Below are 22,374 nucleotides of genomic sequence, written 5' to 3' on the forward strand. Positions count from 1 at the left end.
AATGACCCCCCTCCCCGCCGGCTTCAAGCCCGCGGACCGCATCGAGAACGCCGGCGCGGCGCGGCTCACGCAGTCGGGCGTCGAGTTCCTCGAGCAGAACCTGGGTGTCCTCGGGCGCGCGCTCCTCGGGGGTGGGGACGGTGGAATCATCACCTTCCCGATCCCCCGGTCCTCCGGGTCCGCGCTGGTCGACTACACGGTCTGTCCTGGTGGAGCCGACCCGAACGCGAGCCCGCCGAGGTGCGCAGCGGAGATCGACGTGGGGAGCGCGGCGCTTCACCTCGAACCGCGGACCCCGCACAACCTGCGAATCCGGGGGTCTCTGCCGGTGCGCCTGCAGAACCTCCCGATCCTGATCGACTTCCTCGTCACGGACAGCACGGTCATCGCCACCCTCAACGGCAACGACGCGTGCCCGCCCGACGACCAGACCTTCACGAACATCAACCTCGACGTCGAGCTCTCGGTCGAGATCGACGTGAATCCGCAGCACTCGCGGCAGGGCTACTCCCGCGTCAAGATCGTCCGGCTCGGCATCGACGAGGATCAGCTCGAGTCGAGGCTGCAGCTCGACTGCGGCGACTCCGTCGCCGGCGATATCCTCGATTTCTTGAGCCCAATCGTCCTCCCCCTCCTGACCGGCTCGCTCGCTGACACGCTGAAGGCCCAGCTCGACCAGCAGCTCTGTCTGAAGGCGGATCCGACGCAGGACCCGGCCTGCCCCGACGGCACGAACGACATCGGCGGCGTCTGCCGCTACGGCACGCACGCGAACGACGAGTGCGCCTCGATCCTGCTCGGCGTCGAGGGCCACATCGATCTCGGCCGGCTGCTCGCGAGCATCTCCCCGGGCACGCAGGGCGGGTTCGACCTCCTGCTCGCCGGCGGCGGCACGAGCGAGCGGGACGACGGCTCCGATCTCGCGTGGGGCGACCTCAACCCGGTCGGCAACGGGCTCACCCTTGGCCTCTACGGCGGCGCCGAGCCGGTGCCGACATCGAAATGTGTGCCGCTGTCGAACATGGCGCTCCCGGCGGGCATCCCGATTCCCGATGAGCTCGTCGCCAACACCGTCTCCGACTGGCCAGCGGACCTTCCCGGCCCCCACGTCGGTCTCGCGATCTCCGAGCGCTTCGCGAATTATGCCATGAACGGTCTCTACAACAGCGGCCTGCTCTGTCTCGGGATCTCCACGGAGACCGTGCCTCTCCTCAACTCTGGCACGCTGGGGCTGCTGGCCCCCTCCGCAAAGGATCTCGCGCTGCAGCGAGAGTCGCAGCAAGTCGCGGTCGTCATCCGCCCGCAGGCGCCGCCTCGGCTCACCTTTGGCAATGGCACGAACGGAAGCGACGACCCGCTCATCCGCGTCCAGCTGGACCGGGCGAGCTTCGATTTCTACGTCTGGTCGCTCGACAGGTTCATTCGGTTCATGACGGCGACGTTCGACGTGGATGTGCCCATGAACCTCTCGGTCACCCCAGAGGGGCTCACGCCGGTGATCGAGGCGCTCAGGGTCGAGAACGGCGAGGTGACGAACAACGGACTGCTCCGGGAGAACCCCGACAACATCGCGGAGGCGCTGGGCGGCCTCCTCAGCGGTCAGCTCGGGCAGCTGATCGGCGGCGGCATCCCGGCGATCGATCTCGACGGGCCGCTCTCCGCGCTCGGGCTCTCGCTGGTGATCCCGGAGTCGGCCGAGGGCGCGGGCTCCCCCGGCCTGCGGAAGCTCACGAAGGGGCAGGACAACTATCTCGGCATCTTCGCGGCGTTCGGAACGACGGCGCAGCAGCGCTCGCCAAGCAGCGACACCCAGGCCGAGCTGAGCCGCAAGGAGGTGCGCGCCGAGGGGCTCCGCCTGCCCACGATGACCCGCGACAACGGGCCGACGGCGCGGCTCGTCATGCGCTCGCCGCTCGACGACGGCACGCGGGCCGTCGAGTACTCGTACCGCATCGACAGCGGCGTGTGGCGCCCGTTCACGCGCGAGCGCATCGTCGAGCTGCGCGACGACTGGCTGCGGCTCCCGGGGCGTCACGTGATCTCGGTGCGATCGCGGATCGCGGGCGCTCCCCTGTCGCTGGATCCCACGCCGGCGACCGTCGAGATGGTGGTCGACGTCGATCCGCCGATCATCGCCGTCGGCGCCGCGGTGGACGGCCGGGCGCCGCTCGAGGTGCGCGATCGGGTCTCGGACGCCGCGCGCGCGAAGGTGCGCGTGCGGCTCGACGACGGCGCGTGGTCCCCGTGGTCGACGGCGGCGGAGACGACGTCGGTGGACGTCGGTGACGCCGTCGACATCGAGGTCGAGGCCGTGGACGAGGAGGGGAACCTCGGCACGGCGCGGCAGGCGATCCTCCGCGGCCGGGTCCCCGTCGACCCGTCGGCGGGCTGCGGCTGCGTCATGGCTGGCGGCGCCGGCGAGACGCCCTCGGGCGTCCGCTGGCTCGGCCTCGCCGTCGCGGCGGCGGCCTTGCGGCTCGCGCGGCGCGGCGACCGGGGCCCGTCGCCTCGGCGCCCCGCGCAGCGCGGCGCGCGGGGCGTGAAGGGCGCGCTGGCCGGGGTCGCCGTCATGGCGCTCCTCGGCTCGCACGCCGGATGCTCGTGCAGCGAAGAGCCGGAGGAGGTGGAGCCGGGGTGCGTCGCGCCCGACTGCATGACGCTGGAGCACGGGCTCATCGGCGCGTACACCTCGGTCGCGGTCGCCGCCGACAAGCGCACGGTCTGGGTCGCCGGCTACGCGGAGGCCGACTGGCGGAACGCGTTCGCGTGGGGCGACCTCGTGGTCGGCACGTGGGACGGCGAGGCGGTCGCGTGGGAGGCGATCGACGGCGTGCCCGCGGAGCCCCCGGTCGACCCAGCCCGGTTCGACGTGAGCGGGTTCCGCGGGGGCCAGACCGACCCCGGCGACGACGTCGGCCTCTGGACGTCGATCGCGGTGGGACCGGACGGCGAGCCGGCGGTGGCCTACTACGACCGCACGAACCGCGCGCTCAAGTTCGCGCAGCGGCGGGGCGACACGTGGGCGGTGAGCTTCGTGCAGCAGGCGCCGAGCAGCGATCTCGGCCGTTACGCGAAGCTGCTCTTCGTGAAGGGGTCGCCCGTCATCGCTTACCTCGCGATGGAGCCGGGCGAGGGCGGCGCGGTCACGTCGAGCGTCCGGATCGCGACCGGCGAGAGCGCCACGCCGGGGGAGGGCGCGTGGCGGTTCGAGGACGTGGCGAAGGACGAGGCGACGCCGTGCCGCGCCTTCCTCTGCGGCGCCGGGGCGAAGTGCATCCGGAGCACGGGGCGCTGCGCGACGCCGCTCGCGGCCGGCGACTGCGAGCCGGGGTGCGCCTCCGGGCAGGCGTGCATCGACGACGGCGGCTCGCCGGCGTGCGCAGCGACCTCCGACGGCAACCGGATCGAGACGTACCCCGAGGCGATCGGCGACTACATCGCGATGGCGCCCGACAATGCCGGCGGGTTCGGCCTGGCGTTCTACGATCGCATCCACGGCGACGTGGTGATCGCGTCGAGGTCGATGGGCGCGTGGGAGACCCGCATCGTGGACGGCGCGGCGCCGGACGGGACGGACACGGGCGACGTGGGCATGGGGACGTCGCTGTTCATCGATCGCGCCGGCGACTGGCACCTCGCCTACGCGGACGGCCGCTCGGAGGGGCTGCGGTACGCTCGGGTGAAGGGAGGCACGGAGGTCGAGCCCTCCGAGGTGGCGGACGACGGGCTCGGGATCGAGGGCGCCCCCTTCGAGGACGGGCAGCACCTCATCGGCGACGACGCGAACGTGTTCGTGACGGCGGCCGGGGAGGTGCGCATCAGCTACCAGGACGCGACGAGCGGGACCCTGCGGCTCGCGATCGGGACGAAGAGCGGCGACGGCCACAGCTGGCTCATCCAGGAGATCGAGCAGGAGGGGCTCGCGGGCGCCTTCTCGCGCATCGTGGAGGTGGACGGGCGGCTGCTCATCGCGAACTGGTGGCGCGTCGGCGGACAGACCACGAAGGGAGACGTGGCGCTCGTCACCCCCTGAAGCGCGCGCCGGAGCGCGAGCGCCTGGGCCGCGAGACGACGGGATCACCGCGTGCAGCGTCCCCCTGGAGCACTCGGCCGACGGATCGCCGTTGAGCAGGCGATCCGCCGACTGGGTATGCTCCCGGGTCGGCGCGGCCAGGGCGCGGGTGCGTCTTCTGCGAGGATCTGCAGGCAGAGCGAAGCGTCACAGGAAAGGCTTGGGACGATGAGAGCGACGGAACGAACGAGCAGCAACGCGGTGAGCAACGCATCCCCTGCGCCGTCCGGTGGAGCGCAGGACCAGGCCGGCGCGCCCGCGCAGCGCGCCGCGCGGCGGCGGATCGGCGTCCCGTTCTCGCTGTGGCTGTTTCCCGCCGCGTCGGCCGTCGCGGCGCTGCACCTCGCCGGGTGCTGGCCGCTGTCCTACGCCGAGGATTGCAAGGAAGACTCGAGGTACTGCCCCCCCGAAACGACGGGCGGCGGCGAAGGCCCTGGCCCCACGTGCGAGCCGGACCCGACCCAGGATGCGAGCACGGTGGTGGACCGGTGCGCGGTGTTCGCGAGCGCGGGCGCGGCGTCCGGAGGAGATGGGACGAAGGCCAGGCCGTACGCGTCGCTCTCGGAGGCGCTCGCGAACGCGAACGGCAAGCGGGTGCTGGCGTGCTCGAGCGGAGTATTCGAGGAGAGCGTCACGGTCAGGGCGGCCGTCGAGGTGATCGGCGGCTTCGACTGCGGCGCGGGCTGGACGTGGAGCCCGGCGGCGCGGAGCGCCATCGGCGGGCCCGGGAACAAGGTGGCGCTCACGCTGACGGAGGACGCGGGCGGGACGCGGGTGCGGAGCTTCACGATCAGCGCGGCCAACGCGACGGCTCCGGGCGGATCGTCGATCGGCGTGGCGGTCGCGGACATCGACGCGCAGCTCGAGCAGGTCGACGTGATCGCTGGGAACGGGGTGAACGGCGCGAGCGGCGAGACGCCGGAGGTCGTGCAGGATGGCGCGGACGCGCTGGAGGACGTCTCGAGCGCGTGCCTCGTGGCGGTCTACAGCGGCCAGCCCGGCGTAACGACGTGCGCGGATGGCGAGACGAGCGGCGGCGCCGGCGGCCTGGGTGGACAGCCCGCTGTAGATGAAGGGCGCGGGCAGACCGGCAGCGACGGCGCGCCTGGTGCGGCCTCCCCGCCCGCATCCGGCATCGGCGGCATCGGACACGGGCAGACGGGAGAGACGGGAGAGACGGTGGAGTGCAGGGACGGCGCGAGCGGCGCGAGGGGCGCCTCTGGCGGCGCTGGCACAGCTGGCAACGGCACCACGCTGACGCTGGCCAGCATCACCGGAGGTGACGGCGGCACAGGCGTCGGCGGGACGCGCGGTCAAGGCGGAGGTGGAGGAGGCGGCGCGAAAGCAGGACGTTTCTGCATGTCCAGCGGGGGTAGCTACATCGACGGCGCGGGCGCCAGCGGCGGCGGCGGCGGGGCCGGCGGCTGCGGTGGAACGGGAGGCGGCGGTGGCAAGGCCGGCGGGTCGAGCATCGGGATCCTCAGCCTGGGGACCAAGCTGGCGCTGACCGATGTGACCATCGCCGTCGGCAAGGCGGGCCATGGAGGTGAGGGCGGAGGTGGAAGCCCCGGCGGCGAGGGCGGCATGGGGGGCAAAGGGGGGAGTCGCGTCTCCGGCGCTGGCTCGCTCGCGGGCTGCATGGGTGGCAAGGGCGGTGCGGGCGGCGATGGCGGCCCTGGCGGCGGCGGCCGAGGCGGCCACGCGGTGGGCATCGCCTACCAGGTCACGCCGAGCCCCACGGCCACCGAGGTGCCGTTCACTGGAGGCACGGCTGGCAACGGCGGTTCCGCCGGTCTCGGTGGCTCCCCCGGAAGCGACGGCGCGGCCGGGGTGAGCGGCGCCTGCTGGGATTTCGCCACGAACCAGAGCTGCCCGCAGCCGTGATCGGCGCCGCCGCGCCGTCAGGCGCTCAGCGACATCGCGCGGATCTCCGCCGTCGCCGGGCCGCTCACGCGCGCGCGCTCCGCGGCCACGAGATCGAGGAGCTCTTGCCGGGTCGCCTGCCCGCTGTCGAGCAGCGCGCGCATCGCGCCGTCGACGCAGCTCTTCACCCGCGCCAGGCGGGGAGCGCTCTCCCCGCCCTCCCGCGCGGTCAGCATGTCGTGCAGCATCCGCCTGAGCCCCGCCATCGCTTCGGTCTTCGAGCGCATCGCCATCACCTCGCCCGATCGGGCTAGCGGAGGCGGCGCGACCCGGCCAAGTTTCAGGCGCGCGGCAGCTTGCCCAGCGCGAGGTCCGCAGCGTCGCGCTCGATCCCCGCGAGCGCGACCCCAGGGCCCTTCCGTGGGACGAGCACCACGCGGCAGCGGCCGCGCGTCGCCGTCTCCAGGTGCGACAGCCCGAAGTCGAGCGCCGCGCCGAAGGCGAAGACGAGCGCGCCCATGCCGAGCAGCTCCGGGGAGCCCGCGCGCGCGCCGTCGACGAGCAGCGACACGCCCAGGTACGTCCCCAGCCCCAGCGCGACGAGCCCCGCGTAGAGGGCGAGCCGCGGGTAGCGCACCTCGCGCGTCGCCCGGAGGAGCGCCTCGACCGGGATGTACGTCTCCCGCTCCTTCAGCGTCCGGCCGAACAGCTCGGTCCGGCTCCGGACGGTCACGCCCTTCGGGCCGACCTCCAGCGCGGCGGGCCGGCGGTACCGCAGAAGGAACCGCCCGGCGAGCCGGAGGACGTGCATCACGAGCAGGATCCCCGTCGCCGCCAGCAGCACGAGCGCCACCGGCCCGCGCGGCGGCGGTGACAGCTCGCCCGCGAGCCGCGCCGTCACCCCGCCGTCGCGCTCCGGCGCCCATCTCTCGTCCCCGGTCGCCCCGGCGCCCTCCTGCGCGGCCCCGCTGGCGCTCGGCGCGCGGCTCGGCCGCCTGCCGGGCGACAGCGTGTCGCGCAGCAGCGAGCGCACGATCGGATCGCGCACGTCGTCCACCAGCGCCGCGGCCTCGGCGCGCGCGTCGGGCGAGGCGCTCCCCCGCAGCGCCGCCGCGGCGATGATCGCGCCCGCCCGGCCGAGCAGCGGCAGCGCTCCCTGGTCAGCGCGCCGGACCAGCGCGGCGATCGACCGCCAGAGGCCCGCGGCGCGGTCGCCCAGCGCGGCGTCCAGCGCCGTCAGCGCGTCGACGGAGGTGTACGTCGCCAGCCAGACGAGCGCCTCGGCGACGCGGCCCTCCGCCTCCGGCCCGTCGGGCGGCGAGAGCGCGACCCCGCGCGCGAGCAGCGTGGCCAGGAGCACACGGGTCGCGCTCCCCGCGCCCTCGCTCGTGCCGCGCTCGAGCGCCCGGACCACGTTGCCGAACCGGGTCTCCGCGTCGGCGACCGACAGGCCCGCCCGGTCGACGAGCTCCGCGAGGCCGCCCTCCAGGGTCGTCCGCCGCTCGTCCGCGGCGGCAAAGGCCGCGGTGTGGACGACCCGCGCGAGGTCGTCGCCGCGGGGGTGTCCGGCAAGCTCATCGAGCACGGCGTACGGAGAGTGTTCGGGCGTCATCGGCGCGGGCTGGTCGGATTAACTGAACGCCGCCGCTTTGGCTAGTGTTCCGCGCGGCCCGGGCCGCGCTCCGCCCCGGCACGGCCCCCCTGGCCCCGGCGCGGCCGCCTTCGCCCCGGCGCGGCCGCTCTCGCCCCGCGCGCTACGGCTTCCGCGCGCCGCCCTGCTCCAGGAGCGCCTTCTCCACGAAGCCCATGATCAGCTTGAGCTGCCGGTTCGTGACGTGGAGCTTCGACCAGATGACCTTCCCGTCGGTGTTGAAGGCGATCTCATCCACCACATCGATCCTCGTGATCCCCAGGTCGATGGTCCGGATCGCGTTCAAGGTCTTCGTGAGCTCCTGCGCGTGAACCAGCGCATCTTCAGCGGATTCATCGCCCGCCGTGAGGGCGAGGTCCGCGCCCCCGTCCTTGGTCGGCGTGACGGTGAGGCGCATCCAGGCGAGGCTGCGCGGGACCGCCTGGACCCCGCGGAACGCGTTCGCGGGCGTGAGCATCGAGATAACGATGCCCGCTGCTGAAGATTTGTTGAATCCTTTCATGGACTTCAACTTGGACAGCTGATCTTCTTCAGCAGCGGGAAGGACCACGAGCAGCCGCCGGTCCGGGACCATCGCGAAGATGCGCTTGCTGCGGTCGGCGGTGGCCCGGGCGGCGGGGACGGGGGCGTCTTCGATCCACGAGCCGTTCGACCGCTGCACGATGACATCGACGGCCGCGCGCATGGTCTCCTCGGGCGCCCGGTAGTCCATGACGGCGACGACCTTGCTGGAGTCGCGGAGCTGCGGCCCGGCGATGAGGAGGTGGTCGATGTCCCGGATCGGGTCGACGGCGGTGTCGCTGAAGAAGGACTGCCACTGGGGGATGGTCGTCAGGATCCGGCCGAACCACGCGCCGAGCTCGTGGTTGCGGAGCCGGTCGCCGGCGATGAGCACCTGGACGTTCGGGTCCTTCGACGCGAGCTTGCCCGGCGCGCCCGCCGCGCTCAGCGGGGTCCGCAGGTTCGGGTGGTCGCCGTCGTTCTCCGTGCCCCCATCGCCAGACGCGTCCGGGCCTGCGTCGCCCGGCGGCTTCCGGCGCGGCCGTTCAGGCGCGCCCGCGTCCGGCGCCTCCGGCGAGGCGCTCGCCGACGCGGCGGGCGGCGTCGCGGGCGACGGCGTCGCCGGCGCTGCGGCGCCCGCCCCGGAAGGCGCCCCCTCGCCGCCGCTCGCGGAGGGCGCCGCCGCGACCGCGCTGGGGTCGTCCGCGAGGAGATCGAGATCGATCGGCACGATCGTCTCGCCGGCGTCGTAGTCGGCCAGCTCGCCCCGGAGCGCGAACATCGCGTCGAGCCACGCGAACAGCGGGGTCGGGAGCAGGGGCAGGTGCAGGAGCGCCGCGACGACAGCCGCGGTGACGAGCGCCCGCCTGGATGCGGCGCGAACGAGCGGGACGACCGCGGTGCCACGGCCCACGCGCTGGACCTCCGTCGTGTTGTTCAAGCCACGCCCCGGGGTCCGTTCCGCCACGGCGGTACCCTAGCAGCAGCCGTCCGAACGGCATCCATGCCCCGGAGCGCGCCCGCGCCGCGCGTCGCGGCTTCGTGGCACGTCGTTCGCTCAAGCGATGGTCATGCGATGCCGCCTGCCCCGGCGTCCGCCGTCGTCAGCTCGAGGGGCGCGCGCTCCGCAGAGAAGTGGATCGACACGTGAGTGACCAGGTACTAAGACCGCCGAGCCGACCCGACCCTACGGGTCGATCATCAGACCGCGAGGATCGGGAAGGCCGGTCCTCGCCCAACGCTGTGGATGCGATGAACCGCTCTCAGGCGCCCCGCCCTCGCGGGCAGAAGGACCCCGCACGATCGCACGGCAGCGGCAACGTCCGCACCGACGACCTGCGGAACCCGCAACCGGCGCCGGACACCGGACGCCCCGGGGGCGGCGCGCGCACCTCGCTCGTGTCCAGCGCGCTCGGGTTCATCGCCGCGGCGGCCTTCGCCGGCACCGCGGCGTGGGCGAGCGGCTGCCAGGGCGAGGCCCCTCCCGGCCCCTCCACCGAAGGCGCCTCGCCGCCCGAGCGGACGTCGTCCCTCCCCCGCCCCGCGCCCTCGGCGCGCGCCGCCGCGTCCGCCGAGGCGCCCAAGGAGGCCCCGACCGCCGCGCCCTCGGAGGCCCCGGAGCCGCCCGCGCCCGACAAGCCGTACACGGGGCCGCTGCTCGGCTCGATCGTGCCGCAGGCGGCGGTCTATCCGACGATGGAGTTCTCCAAGCAGCGGCTCGGCTACATCCGGCTCGGCGGCAAGGTGCCGGTCGATCCGAAGCCGATCAAGGGCGGGAGCTGCGCCAAGGGCTGGTACCGCCTCCTCGACGGCGGCTACGTCTGCGGGAGGTCGGCCACGACGGACCTCTCGAACCCGCAGGTCCGCCTCGGCATCACGCCGCCGAACCTCGACGACGTCCTCCCGTACAAGTACGCCTTCAACACGACCCACGGCACGCCGCTCTACCGCTCCGTCCCCTCGAAGGACGAGATGACGCGCTACGAGCCGTACCTCGAGTCCTCGAAGCGCAAGCGGAAGGAAGAGGAGAAGCAGCGCGCCGAGGCGCTGTACGAGGAGACCGAGAAGGAGGTCGCCGCGGCGGCCGCCGCTCGCGCCGCGGCGAGCGCCGAGGCCGCCGCGAGCCCCGCGCCGGTGGCCGCCGTCGCCGCGGATCCGGCTGCAGTCGAGGACAAGGCGGCGGCCGTCGCCGCGGCCGCGTCGCTCGGCATCGCGCCGGCGCCGGTCGAGGAGGAGCCCGAGAAGCCCTGGTGGGAGAACGTCGACGAGAAGGGCAGGCCGCTCAACGTCACGCTCGCCGATCTCGACAAGGACGCCGACTCGACGGTCGCGAAGCGGATGGTCAAGGGCTTCTTCGTCGCGGTCGACAAGACCTTCGGCTGGAACGGCCGCAGCTGGTACAAGACGACCGCGGGCCTCGTCGCGCCGAGCGACCGCATGTACATCATCAAGCCGCCGGCCTCGCAGGGCATCGACTTCCCCGAGGGCGCGAAGTCGGTCGGCTTCATCCTCGCGAAGTCGGCGAGCAAGTACCAGTTCGACGCCGAGAAGAAGTCCGTCTCCGTGGCCGGCTCGCTCGATCGCTTCGCGGCGTTCGGCCTCACGGGCGAGAGCCACACCCACAAGTCGACGGTGTACCGGAAGACCACCGAGGGCTGGTGGATGAAGGGCGCCGACGGGACGTACACCGATCTCGGCGCCCCGCCGCCGGATCTCGCGCCGGGCGAGAAGTGGATCGACGTGAACCTGTCGCGCAAGACGCTGGTCGCGATCGAGGGCGACAAGCCCGTCTTCGCGGCGCTCATCTCGCCGGGGAGGCGCTCGAAGGACAAGAAGAAGGACCACCCCACGCACACGGGGGTGTTCCGCATCCGCGAGAAGCACGTCGCGACCACGATGGACGGCGACGGCACGGTCGCCGGCGATCTGCCGTACAGCATCGAGGACGTGCCGTTCGTCGCGTATTACGACGGCTCGTACGCCCTCCACGGCGCCTTCTGGCACGGAAACTTCGGCCGGGAGATGAGCCACGGCTGCGTGAACCTCTCGCCGCTCGACGCGAAGAAGGTCTTCTTCTGGAGCGAGCCCAGGCTCCCGCGCGGCTGGCACGGGGTCTGGGCCACGCCGGAGAACCGCGGCACGCTCGTGTCCATCCACGAGTGAGCGGGCCGCGCGGCGCGCGCGGCCGCGCGACGAGGACGCAGCAACACCGTGCGCTCCCCATCGAGCGGGCCGCGGGGGAGCGGCCGGACCGGGCTCGCCGCGACGCGTGGTACGAGAGCGCGCCGGAGCCGCGCCTCGCCTCGCCTGGACTCGCCAGCGGGCCTGCCGCCTGCCACCCTGCCTCCGCCGGTTGCTGGAAATCCGGGCGGGCCGTGCACGGAACAGCTTGAACGGTCGCTTTGACAGGGCTCCCTCTTGACTCGGGGCTCCCCTTCGCACACTTGTGGAGCCGCCATGGACCAGTTCTCGGCGCACCTCGACCGCGGGTGGGATCTCGTCCAGCGCGGGGACACGCGCGGAGCAGAGGCGTCGGCCCGGCGGGCGCTCGAGCTAGATCCGAACTCGCCGGAGGCTCACAACCTGCTCGGCTTCGTCGCGGCCCTCGAGGGCGAGGGCGAGGAGGCCATCGAGGCGTACCGCCAGGCGATCGCCCTCGATGACACCTACCTGGAGGCGATGCTCAACGCCGCCGAGGTCTACATCCACCCGCTCGGCGATTTCGACCAGGCGATCGAGATGTGCGACCAGGCGCTCGATCTGGCCGAGGTCGACGAGGAGATCATCGACGCGCTCCTCCTGAAGTTCGACGCGCTCCTCGGCAAGGGTGATCTCGACGAGGCGGCCCAGGTCGCGGCGAGGATCCCCGAGGGCCCCTACGACAACCCGAACCACACCTTCCTCGTGGGCCGCGCGTTCTACGAGATCGGCCAGGCCGACAAGGCCGCCGCCCTCATCGAGGAGGCAGCGCTCAAGGACCCGCGGCACGCCGAGGCCCACTACTACCTCGGCCTCATCCGCGACGAGCGGGGCGATGTCCGCGGGGCGACGCAGGCCTTCCTGCGCTCCCGTGAGCTCGACGTCGAGCTCGGCATGCCCCCCTGGGCGCCGAGCCGCGACGGCTTCGTGACGCTGGCCCAGAAGACGGTCGCCGCGCTCAACCCCGTGCTCCGGCGCTACGTCGAGGGCGCGGAGCTCTACATCTCCGACGTTCCCGGGATGGAGCTCGTGGCCGAAGGCGTCGATCCCCGCGCGCTGGTCCTCCTGGACGGCCTCAACGCCGACGAGCGCGAGCGGGGCCTCCGCGGCAGCGCCGAGGTCCACCCGTGCGCGCGGGTCTTCGTCTACGCCCTCAACGTCGCCCGCCTCGCGGGCAGCATCGAGGCGCTGGAGCGCGAGATCAACCTGGCGCTCGAGCGCGAGATCACCGCGACGTTCCTCGAAGCCGAGCAGAACGAGCGGACCGAGAAAGAGCTCAACTGATCGAGCGAGGGCGCTCCTCGCCACGACCGCCGCGCCGCGTGCGCGCGGCGCCGCTTACTTCCACTTGACGGCGATGATCTCTGTGCTGATGCCGGGTGACGAACGGATGATGACGGAGCTCATCAGCCGATGCACGGCGCCGAGCCCGACGCCGAGCCCCTGACCGGGCATCCTCGGCGTCAGCCGCGCAGAGCTCGACGAGGACGGGCCGCGATCGCTCTTCGGCCCGACGTCCTCGAGCAGCGCCAGCTTCGGGTCCAGGCCTGGGCCGGAGTCGCGCACGATCACCTCGACGCCCCACCGACCGCCGCCCGCCTGCGTGTCGTCGCGGATCGCGCGGATGCTGATGCTCCCGCCGCCGCCGTGGCGCACCGCGTTCGACACGAGCTCGGCGATCGCGATCGCGAGCTCGTGCTGGGCGCGCTCCGAGAGCCCTGCCCAGCGCGCGATGTGCGCGCCCTCGGCCGCGCAGGCGAAGCGATCCTCCTCGCGCGTGACGGGGATGCTGAACGCGGGCGGGGACCGCTGCGTCACGCCGCGCCCCTGTCGCGGACCACGGCGACGACGCACGTGGCGTCATCGAACGACTTCTTGTGGGCGTCGACGATCCGGCGCGCCATCTCCTCGGGATCGAAGTCGCGGAACGCGCCGAGATCGAAGCCGCTGGAGATCCCGTCGGAGTGGAGCAGGACGACATCGCCAGGCGATATGGGGAAGCGAAAGCTGCGGAGCCGCCGCACGCGCCGCCCGAGGATCCCCGCGGAGCAGAAGCTCGGCATGGCCGTCCGCGTGATCGCCTTCATCGCGATGTTGCCGACGCCCGAGAACTCGAGCTCGCCCACGCTCTCGTCGATGCGCAGGAGCGCAGCGGCGGCCCCGCGCGTCGACGCGAGCTGCTCCCCTGCCCCGGTCAAGAGATCCTCGATCGGCATCGACGCGTGGTCCTCCACGTAGCGGCAGAACGCGGAAGCCGCTTGCGCGGCGTGGGGACCGTGACCGAGCCCGTCGGCGAGGCCGATCAGCACCCACGGGGAATGTCGGACCACCACCACCTCGTCGCCGGCGATCTCCTCGCCGGCGGCGACGCAGCACGCGGTCCCGATGGCGACCGTCATCCGAGGTACTTCCTGACCGTCACGGTCGTCCCAGCGCCTGGCGCCGTCTTGACGTCGAACGCATCCATGAGCGCCTTCGTGCCGCGGAGGCCCGCGCCCATACCGTGACGCGAGCGGTACTTGCCGCTCAGGATCTCCGGCAGGTTCGTGATCCCAGGCCCGTTGTCCTGCGCGACGATCTCGATCGCGCGCATCGGCGAGGTGAGCGAGCGGACGACGACCTGTCCGCTGCCCGCGTACCTGACGATGTTGCGCCCGAGCTCGGAGATCGCCGTGACGATCTTCGTCTGCAGGACGTCGCTGACGAGGTGCTCGATGCAGAGCTCGCGGCCGGCTGACCGCGCGCGCAGCACGTCCTCCTCGTTGCGCACATCGATGGTGATCTCGCGCGGCGCAGGGGCAGCGTGGTCGAGCTCACCGAGCTCGGAGATGCACCGATCGAGCTGCGCCTGGTCGCGGACGAACAGCTTCACCCCGCGCTTGACCTCGACGAGGAGGCGCCGGAGATCACCCTCGCGCGCGACCAGCGGATCGACCTTCGCCTGCCGGATCCCGCAGTCGATGACGCTCTTCCTCACCGCAGGCGAGAGGAACTGCGCCAGCACCGTCTCGATCTGATCGGTGATCGAGCGGCCGACGATCTGCGGAGACGACGGCACGGGGCCGCGCGCCGACTGCGGCGTACCCGGCAAGCGCGTCGACACCGGTCCGCTGGACCGGCTCGACGGCGGCCCCGTGGCGCCGCCGCTGGAGGGCGGTCCGTCACGAGGAGGGATCTTCATGCGACACCTCGTTCGTGAGCTCCGGCGGCATCATGTCGTCCTCCGCGGACGGCGCGAGCATCTCGACGGCGCGCTCAAGGTTGAGCGCCGTCACCACGCCAGGGATCTCGAGATCCATCTCCACGAGCGCGATCGCGACCGCGGGGCGCAAGCCGCACACCGCCGTCCGGACGCCCATCAGCCGGGCCGTGAGCGCGATGTCACGGATGGCGCGGGTGAGATAGCTATCGAGAATCTCGACACCGGAGAGGTCGACGATGAGGCCGCGGGGCGATCGCGCTTCGATCGACCCGGTCACGTCGTCGCGCAGCTGCTCCACCTGGCCGTCGGTGAGCCCGCCCTGCACCGAGACGATTAAGTTCCCGAAGAGGCCCACGATGGGGACCCTACCCGCTTGCATCAAGTGGACGTCTCCTTCCTCGCGCTGAGCTGCAGCTGTGTCGTGGTCATTGCACCGCTGCCCGACGGATCGAAGGCGGCCCGCGGGCCGCCAGGTGTGAACGGTTGTCCTGTCTGCTTCTCGTTATCTTTGGCCGCGCCGCGGCGGGTCCCCATGAGGGACGCGGGCGTCGGCTTCTGGCCGGCGAGCGCCATGCTCTCGCGCAGCGCATGCTTGAGGTTGCGCGCGGCGCGCACGGTGCCGAGGTTGATGCCGAGCTCCACCATCGTCTGCGCGACGGCGGGCCTGACCCCGGTGATCCGACACCGCGCGCCGAGCAGCTCGACCGCCTTCATCAGCTTCATGAAATGGTCGGCCGTCCGCGTGTCGATCACCTCGACGCCCGTCACATCGATGATGACGTAGCGCGACTGGCGACGAACGATCTCGTCGAGCAGCCGCTCCATGATCTGGGCGCTCCTGCGCGAGTCGACGACGCCGATGATCGGCAGCGCGAGGACGTCGTCCCACAGCTCGAGGATGGGCGTCGAGATCTCGTCGATCGCGTAACGGAGCCGCTCGACGAGCTCGCTCTTGGCGCTCTCGCTCTCCACGAGGTCGCGGTTCTTCGCCTCGAGATCCTCGATGAGGCGCTTCTTCTCGGTCGCGTCGCGGAACACGGCGACGGCGCCGGAGATCGCCCCGTCCTTGCCCCGCATCGGGCTGGCGCTGACCGTCAGGAACAGGCCGGACACCGGGCCGGTCTCGATGCGCGGCTCGGAGAACACCGACGGCACGCGGACCGACCGCGGCTCGACGTCCTCCCCCTGCGGCCCCGCGGTGGGCGCGAGCGTCGGCATCGCGCCGCCCGCCATGCCGTTGGATCGGCGGGCGACCCGCACGTCCTGGTCGGCGGACTTCCTCGCGAAGAGCTCGATCTGATCGACCGTCTCGCCGCGCAGCGCGCGCGACAGCGGGTGCTCGGACATCGGCCAGGGGGTCGCGCGATCGGGGAAGAACAGCGTGGCGTCGCCGGGCCCCGCGTCGTCCCCCGAGGTGAGGTCGAGCGGCGCGCGGCCGAGCATGTGCTCCGCGGCCGGGTTGCGCATCAGGAGCTCGCCCCTGTCGTCAACGACGGCGACGCCGTCCGCCATGCTGTCGAGCACGAGCTTGAAGATGCCAGCCTGTCGCCGCAGCTCCTCGTCCGCTCGGGCCAGCTGCTCGCCGCGCTCGCGCGCCTCGCGCGTCGCCCGGTCGAGCTGCGCGGCCTGCTCCTTCGCCGCGCGCTCGTGCCCCTCGATCTGCTGCTCGAGCGTCGCGACGCGCTCCGTGAGCCTCGCAATCTCTTGCCGCAGAGCTTCTTCGCTCATCGCGAACTCCCCGTCGTAAGCCCGCGCGCGCCGTGCGTGGCGCCAGGCAGCGCGTCCCTCCGGTGCGCGGCGCGGAGCATCCCCGTGCAGGATTGCTCCAGATGCGCGCGCCGGGAGGATGAGCCGCGCGGGCGAAACGAGACGGCCGCGGAGAGCGCGTGGCTCTTCGCCGTCCTGTCCGTCCTTTGCACGCTCGTGACGCTCATTTCTTCTCCTCGCAGGGTGCCCTGTCCCAAGCGGGGACCGTGTCCAGCACCAGTCGAGAAACACAGCTTATCGCCAACCGGGCAACCCACCGTCAAGCTTCGCGTCAGCCATGCGTGTCGCTTGTGGCGACGGCATCCACCGTCGCCCAGCCGAGGTAGCCCGTGCCCGCACAACCGCTCCCGTGCCCCGCGTCACGATCGAGCACGCCAGCAGCAGCTTATGCCGCGCCGCAGCGCAGCCGAGCTCGGTTGGCGCGCACCTCCTGCTTCCGCTCCTCGGATGTGCGGATGGAGAGGGCCGGAGCTCACGTGAGGTTCCCCCCGTGCGACGCGCGCCGGTCACCAGCGCGGATTGCGTGATCACAGCCGCGCGCGGGTCGCTCAACCTCAATCGCCGAGGCTCTGACGCTCGCGAGCGCGCCGTCGCTTGGCCTTGCGCTTCGAGTCGGCCGGGCGCCGAGGGTCTGGGCCGCTCTCGCCCGTGGTCGGGGCACCCGCGTCGAGCCAGCGCCACAGCGCCATCTGGTCCGCGGTCGCCCCGTGACGGATGGCGCGCTTCAAGATCTTCTTGGCGAGCACCAGCTTGCCGCATCGGGCGAGCGCGTGCGCGTAACTCGCGGCGATGTCGGCCTCGCCTGTCTGCGCCTCGGTGGCCTGCGCCAGGAGCGGCAAGGCGTCGTGCGGGCGGTTCAGCGCGACGTCGTAGAGGTGCCCCAGGTTGTGCGCGTACCACGGATTCTCGGGCGCGATGGCCAGCGCGCGCTCGTAGGCGCGCGCGGCGTAGCGGTAGTTGCCGAGCAACGACTGCGCCAGGCCCAGCACCGCCCAGGCGCCGTCGTCCTCCTCGTGGAACTGCAGCACGCGGCGCGCGAAGAGCGCGGCGCGCCACGGATCGTGCTCCACGCCCATCTCCGCGAGGTGGCGGTGCGCGTAGAGCCACGGCTCGCTCCCGGGCGCCGTCGCGCGGGCCAGGCGCGCGAGCAGCGGGAGCACCCTGTCCGCATCGAGCTTGTCAGCAAGCGCTCGATCGATGTCCCGTCGAAGCCGGTCGATGTCCTCCGCTCCACTGCGCCCCATCCCTTCCGTGATACGACCAGTGGGCGAGCTTGGCTAGCGCGTTGCGCGCCGAGCGGCGACGCCTGGACGACGTCGCACGCAAGCCCCCACCGACGTACCATCGACCTGCGCCGCCAGGCGGTGTCGTGTGCCGCGCGGAACCGCTTGAAACGCCCGCGTGGAGCCCGCTCCGCCGCCATGGGGCAGCGGACAGACGCTCTTGCGTCGATCCGCGCGACCCGCGCTCAGGCGTCCTCCGCCACCTCTTCGGCGCTTGACGTGCGCTCCCGAGCCTGCTCCGCGCGCGCCTCCTTGCCCGCGATCGTCGCGCCGTTCAGCGTCGCCACGACCCGCGCGAGCTCGGCCTTCGGGACGCTGACGAACGCGTTGCGCTCGCGCACCCGGATGCGCCGGATGTCCCCCTTGGCCATCCCGCCCCGCTCGATGAGCGCGCGCTGGAAATCCGCCGCGCGCGCGCCGTCGCGGCGGCCGAGGTTGATGAAGACCTCGACGAACTCTCCGTCCGCCTCGTCGCGCGAGGGCTCGGCGCGCGGCGCTTCGCCGGCCTCGCCGCTCTCGATCTCGACCGCGGCCTCGCCGGTGGCCGACGGCAGGGCGCCGCTCGTGCGCTCGCGCTCGCCGCCGCGCGACACCGGCGAGCCGGGCGCTGGAGACGGAGGCTCGCCGAGGATCGGCTCGTCGTCGCCCTCCTCCTCGGGCGGCTGCCACATGGTGAAGTCGGCGTGGCGCGAGAACGGCTGTCCCGACGCGCCGCCCTGAGGCCTGCCCGGCGCGGCGCCGGCGGCGCCAGCGGCGCCAGCGCCGCGGCGCGCCGATAGCAGCGTCGCGGCGGGTCGATCGCGCAGGCGCTCCGCCGGGCCGCGGCCCGACCCGCCCTCGGCTCGCGGCGGCTCGATCCGCATCAGCGGCTCCGGCCGCGTGAGCGGCTCGACCGAGACGGGGCCGTCGTCGCGCGCCCGCGCCCCCTCGGGCCGGCGCGGCTCTTCCCCCCCGGGCGCGTCCGCGCCGCGAGGGCCTCGCCGCCCCTCGTCCCGGCGGAGGCGCAGCGATCGCCGATCGCGCTCCCGCCCGCGGTCCCGATCGCCCTCACGCGCCAGCTCGCGTTCGCGCTCGCTGCGCTCCGTCTCGGGCGAGCGCGGCTCGGCCGAGTCGGCCGCGCGGGGGATCGCCTCCCGCGCCGACCGCCCGCGCGCCGCGGGCTCGGGCTTCGTCGACGGATCCGTGCCGCGCCCCTCGCTCTCGCGCGCCGCCGCGCGCTGCGGCTGCTGGGCGCGCCGCGCGGCGCTCGCCTCCTCCTGCGCCGTCGGCCGCGCGCCGAGGTGATCGCGCAGGAGGCCCGCCACGATCGCCTCGGCCTGGTCATGCGTGAGCAGCCGGCGCGCGAGCGAGAGATCGTCGCGGTGCGTGCCCTTCGACAGGAACGCCTCGGCGAGCATCGCGACGAGATCGGCCTCGGCGCGCGTCTTGAGCTCCCCCTCCGTGGGGAGCTGCTTCTCGAGCGGGCGGATCTTGTACGTCAGCCGGAGGATGTAGAGCGGCCCGACGTCCTGCGGCGTGATCAGCGCGATCGCCGTGCCGGTGCGGCCCGCGCGGCCGGTGCGGCCGGTGCGGTGCACGTACGCCTCGGCGTCCTGCGGGAAATCGTAGTTGATGACGTGCGTGAGGTGCGAGATGTCGATGCCGCGCGCGGCCACGTCGGTGGCGACGAGGAAGCGCAGGCGCCCCTCGCGCGTCGCGCTCATCACCTTCTCGCGATCGGACTGCGGCAGATCGCCGTTCAGCCAGTCGGCGTCGTAGCCCTGGCGCTTCAGCGCCCCGGCGACCGCCTCGGTCTCGTCCTTCGTATTGCAGAAGACGACCGCGTTCTCGGGGTTCTCGACCTCGATGATGCGGACGAGGGAGGTCAGCTTGTCGCCCGTGATCAGGTAGACGTAGTGCTGGATCTGGAGCGCGCCGACGGCGTCGCCCGAGAGGGTGATGAACTCGGGCGAGCGCAGCTTGCTGCGCGCGATGCGCTCGATGTCGGGCGGGAGCGTCGCCGAGAACAGCAGCGTCTGCCGCTCCGGCGGCAGCTCGGCGAGGATCGCGGTGAGCTCGCGCTCGAAGCCCATCGAGAGCATCTCGTCGCACTCGTCGAGCACGAGCAGCCGGATGTGCTTGGCGACGATGGTCCCGCGGCGCAGGTGGTCGAGCACGCGGCCCGGCGTGCCGACGATGACCTGCGCGCCCGCGGCGAGCGCGTCGATCTGCCGCTGCATCGGCGCGCCGCCGTACACGGCGACCACCTTGATGCCCTTGCGCTTGCCGAGGCGCTCGACCTCCGCCGAGACCTGGAGCGCGAGCTCCCGCGTCGGGCACAGCGCGAGCACCTGCGCCTGCGCGAGCGAGCGCTTCACGGCATGATCGACGATCGGGAGCCCGAAGGCCGCCGTCTTGCCGGTGCCGGTGCGCGCCTGCACGACCGCGTCGCGCCCGCGCGTCACCGGCTCCCAGACGGCGAGCTGCACCGGCGTCGGGTGGACGTAGCCAATCTCCGCGAGGGTCTCGCGCAGCTCGGACGACAGAGGGAGCACATCGAAGGTAGGCGGCGGCTGGGGCTTGTCGCCGGTCTGCGCTTCACCCGCCACTGCGGCAGGGGGAGAAGGAACGGTCATGTCGGTCATATCGTCCTGCGTGATCGCCGCGTCGGGGTATTATCTCGGGGACGCGGGCCCAAGCTGGCCATCGACGATCGCCCGGACCCGCCGCCGCAGCGGAGCCAGATCGCCTGCCTCGCGCCGCGCTGCGTGCTCCTCCGCATAGCGGAGCCGCTCGATGGCGTCGAGAGCGCGCTCGTTGTCCTCCGAGCCCCGGCACGAGGCGGCCACTCCGTCCCGGTAGGTCCACGCCGGAGCGAGCGTGCTCCTGAAGCGGGCGAGGGCGGCGTCCTCCCCGTCGGTCCCGGGGGCGGCCTCCCTGGCGTGCTCGACGGCCCGGACGAGCGCCAGGAGGCCCTCCTCGCAGCTCGCGTAGGGCGACGGCGCGGCCGGCAGAAAGAAGACCTGCCGGATCAGCTGGAGGGTGCACGAGGCGATGATGAGCGCGGCGAAGCTGTAGTACGCGACCAGGGCGATGCGCCGGCCACGGGCGCGAGGCCCGCCAGGGCGGCGCCGCGCTCCAAGAGGGCGCGCTCGCGCCTCGGTCCCCGGCACGGCCGGGGCGGGAGCGATGGGCGCGGGAGCTTGAGCGGGCATGGGAGCTGCGATTCCTAGGGCGGGCAGGGGTGCGCGGCCGCCGACGGTCGGGCTCCGCTTCCACGGTCCCTTCCGTGCGGGCCAGTGCTATCACCTCGCCGCGGGCGCGACGAGATGCTGTTGGACGGGAGCAGCGCGAGGTGACCGACAGGACCGCGGCGCTCCGCATCATCGCCCGCCGATCCGCTGCGGCGCTCTCCGCGCTGGCCCTCGTCCTGGGCCCGCCCGGGGCCGCGCTGGCTCAGCCGCTCCAGGACAACGCCTACACCATCGACCTCTTCCAGGGGCCCATCCTGGCGCCGCTGCGCGTGACCGGGATCGCTGGCGCCTACGCCGGCTACGCCGAGGGGATCGCCGGCATGGTCGCCAACGCCGCGGCGCCCGCGCTCCGCGAGCCGTTCAGCATGCGCTGGCTCGAGTGGGACGTGGCCGCGTCGATCTCGCTGCCCATCGAGCTCTTCGAGAACAACGACTTCGACAACAGCGGCGACATCGATCTCGATTACTCGAATTTCGTGTACCTGACCCTCGGCGGCCAGCTCCAGGCGGGCGACTTCGGCGTCGGGGTCAACGCCGAGCTGCAACGGTACTCCCTGACGGACGAGGCCGGCGCCGAGACCACGGTCGTGATCGGCAAGTACCATTTCCTCGGCGGCGTCCGCCTGCTCGGCGACGCGCTCGTGCTGGGCGCCGGCGCGCGCGCGGTGACGCTCAACCTCGGCGCCGAGCAGACCGACCTGACCATCGCGGGCATCTCCCCGGAGCTCGGGGTGCTCGTGCGCCCCGACTGGGCGTCCTACCGGCTCGGGGCCACGTTCCGCTTCCCGGTGAACGGCGGCGGCTTGCTCGGCGAGGGCGTGGTGATGGACGGGCAGGTCCGCCGCGCCGGCGGGCTGATCCTGCCGAACGAGGTCGTCCTCCCCTGGGAGCTCGAGGTCGGCCTCGCCGTGCAGGTCGGACCGCGCCCGCTCAACCCGGCGTGGATCGACCCGCACGTCCAGGAGCGGGAGCTCCGCGAGGCGGTCGCGCGCAGGCAGGCCGCGCGGGAAGAGCGGAGGGAGCGCGAGCTCGGCGCCATCGACGACCCGGAGGAGCGCGCGCGGCGCGAGCGCGTCTTCGCGACAGAGAGGGCGCGCGAGCGCGCCGACGACGAGCGCGAGCTCGCCGCGGGGCCGGCCATCCTCGAGGCGGAGCGGCGCGCGCGCTACTGGAACTGGCCGCGCGAGCACCTGCTCATCACGGCGGAGCTCCTCGTCACGGGCCCGGTGTCGAACGGGGTGAGCCTGGAGCGCTTCCTCGCGCAGAAGCAGCCCGGGAGCGAGCACGGCCCGTCGGCGGTGGGCACCTCGGGCGCGCACGTGAGCTTCTCGCCGCGGTTCGGGATCGAGACGGAGCCGATCCCGGGCCGCGTGCACACGCGGTTCGGCAGCTACTACGAGCCGAACCGCTTCAGCCGCCTGGGGAGCGGGCGTGTCGGCCGGCAGCACTTCACGTTCGGCGCGGACGTCCGCGTGCTCTCGACGACCTTCTGGGGCCTGATCCCAGACACCGCCTTGACGCTGCAGGCGTCGATGGATTTCGCGCCTCGCTATGACAGCGTGAGCGCCGGCATCGGCGTCTGGCACTGAGCGCCGCGGCGCCGC

General features: G+C 72.9%; 16 protein-coding genes. 5 read left to right on the plus strand and 11 right to left on the minus strand.

Going from position 1 to position 22,374, the window contains the following annotated elements:
* Position 1 precedes the first annotated feature (1 nt).
* The gene (locus tag WME82_RS20025) at positions 2–4,033 is read left to right on the plus strand and encodes a hypothetical protein (protein ID WP_438044138.1); all 4,032 of its coding nucleotides are present in this window, start codon (positions 2–4) and stop codon (positions 4,031–4,033) included.
* 207 nt (positions 4,034–4,240) lie between these two features.
* A complete protein-coding gene (locus WME82_RS20030) occupies positions 4,241–5,956 on the plus strand; it encodes a hypothetical protein (RefSeq protein WP_438044139.1) in 1,716 nt (571 codons plus the stop codon).
* Positions 5,957–5,973: 17 nt separating this feature from the next.
* On the opposite strand, the gene WME82_RS20035 is transcribed toward WME82_RS20030, so the two are convergent.
* The 3 genes from WME82_RS20035 to WME82_RS20045 form a co-directional block, all read right to left on the minus strand.
* Positions 5,974–6,222, minus strand: coding sequence for a hypothetical protein (locus WME82_RS20035; RefSeq protein ID WP_438044140.1), 249 nt, complete (start codon positions 6,220–6,222; stop codon positions 5,974–5,976).
* A gap of 53 nt (positions 6,223–6,275) precedes the next feature.
* Positions 6,276–7,547 (minus strand): hypothetical protein, encoded by a 1,272-nt coding sequence (locus WME82_RS20040; protein ID WP_438044141.1) that lies wholly within the window; start codon positions 7,545–7,547, stop codon positions 6,276–6,278.
* 142 nt (positions 7,548–7,689) lie between these two features.
* Positions 7,690–9,054: a hypothetical protein gene (locus tag WME82_RS20045; RefSeq protein ID WP_437873018.1), complete on the minus strand. Its 1,365-nt coding sequence runs from the start codon at positions 9,052–9,054 to the stop codon at positions 7,690–7,692.
* 284 nt (positions 9,055–9,338) lie between these two features.
* Here WME82_RS20045 and WME82_RS20050 point away from each other — a divergent pair, with 284 nt between their 5' ends.
* A complete protein-coding gene (locus tag WME82_RS20050; RefSeq protein WP_438044142.1) occupies positions 9,339–11,249 on the plus strand; it encodes a L,D-transpeptidase in 1,911 nt (636 codons plus the stop codon).
* 294 nt (positions 11,250–11,543) lie between these two features.
* Positions 11,544–12,569 carry a tetratricopeptide repeat protein gene (locus tag WME82_RS20055; RefSeq protein WP_437747107.1) on the plus strand — a complete coding sequence of 342 codons (1,026 nt, stop codon included), beginning with the start codon at positions 11,544–11,546 and terminating at the stop codon, positions 12,567–12,569.
* A 54-nt stretch (positions 12,570–12,623) separates the two neighbouring features.
* Here the strand turns inward: WME82_RS20055 and WME82_RS20060 are convergent, their stop codons facing one another.
* From WME82_RS20060 to WME82_RS20095, 8 genes are all read right to left on the minus strand, one after another.
* Positions 12,624–13,103: an ATP-binding protein gene (locus WME82_RS20060; RefSeq protein ID WP_437747108.1), complete on the minus strand. Its 480-nt coding sequence runs from the start codon at positions 13,101–13,103 to the stop codon at positions 12,624–12,626.
* Positions 13,100–13,684, minus strand: coding sequence for a SpoIIE family protein phosphatase (locus WME82_RS20065; protein ID WP_437747109.1), 585 nt, complete (start codon positions 13,682–13,684; stop codon positions 13,100–13,102). The genes WME82_RS20060 and WME82_RS20065 overlap by 4 nt, the downstream gene beginning before the upstream one ends.
* Entirely contained in the window at positions 13,681–14,466 is a 786-nt protein-coding gene (locus WME82_RS20070) for an anti-sigma regulatory factor (RefSeq protein ID WP_437747110.1), read from the minus strand. Before WME82_RS20070 ends, WME82_RS20065 begins: the two co-directional genes overlap by 4 nt.
* On the minus strand, positions 14,447–14,842 hold the full coding sequence (locus WME82_RS20075; RefSeq protein WP_157906757.1) for an STAS domain-containing protein: 396 nt from the start codon (positions 14,840–14,842) through the stop codon (positions 14,447–14,449). The genes WME82_RS20070 and WME82_RS20075 overlap by 20 nt, the downstream gene beginning before the upstream one ends.
* 23 nt (positions 14,843–14,865) lie before the next feature.
* The gene (locus WME82_RS20080; protein WP_438044143.1) at positions 14,866–16,215 is read right to left on the minus strand and encodes an STAS domain-containing protein; all 1,350 of its coding nucleotides are present in this window, start codon (positions 16,213–16,215) and stop codon (positions 14,866–14,868) included.
* 593 nt (positions 16,216–16,808) lie between these two features.
* Positions 16,809–17,498: a hypothetical protein gene (locus tag WME82_RS20085; protein ID WP_437747112.1), complete on the minus strand. Its 690-nt coding sequence runs from the start codon at positions 17,496–17,498 to the stop codon at positions 16,809–16,811.
* 224 nt (positions 17,499–17,722) lie between these two features.
* Positions 17,723–20,152 (minus strand): DEAD/DEAH box helicase, encoded by a 2,430-nt coding sequence (locus WME82_RS20090; protein WP_438044144.1) that lies wholly within the window; start codon positions 20,150–20,152, stop codon positions 17,723–17,725.
* Positions 20,153–20,191: 39 nt separating this feature from the next.
* Positions 20,192–20,731, minus strand: coding sequence for a hypothetical protein (locus WME82_RS20095; RefSeq protein ID WP_437747114.1), 540 nt, complete (start codon positions 20,729–20,731; stop codon positions 20,192–20,194).
* 140 nt (positions 20,732–20,871) lie between these two features.
* Here WME82_RS20095 and WME82_RS20100 point away from each other — a divergent pair, with 140 nt between their 5' ends.
* On the plus strand, positions 20,872–22,359 hold the full coding sequence (locus WME82_RS20100; RefSeq protein WP_437873022.1) for a hypothetical protein: 1,488 nt from the start codon (positions 20,872–20,874) through the stop codon (positions 22,357–22,359).
* Positions 22,360–22,374: the final 15 nt, after the last annotated feature.

Source organism: Sorangium sp. So ce128 (genome assembly GCF_051525245.1).
GTDB classification, from domain to species: Bacteria; Myxococcota_A; Polyangia; order Polyangiales; family Polyangiaceae; genus Sorangium; species Sorangium cellulosum_B.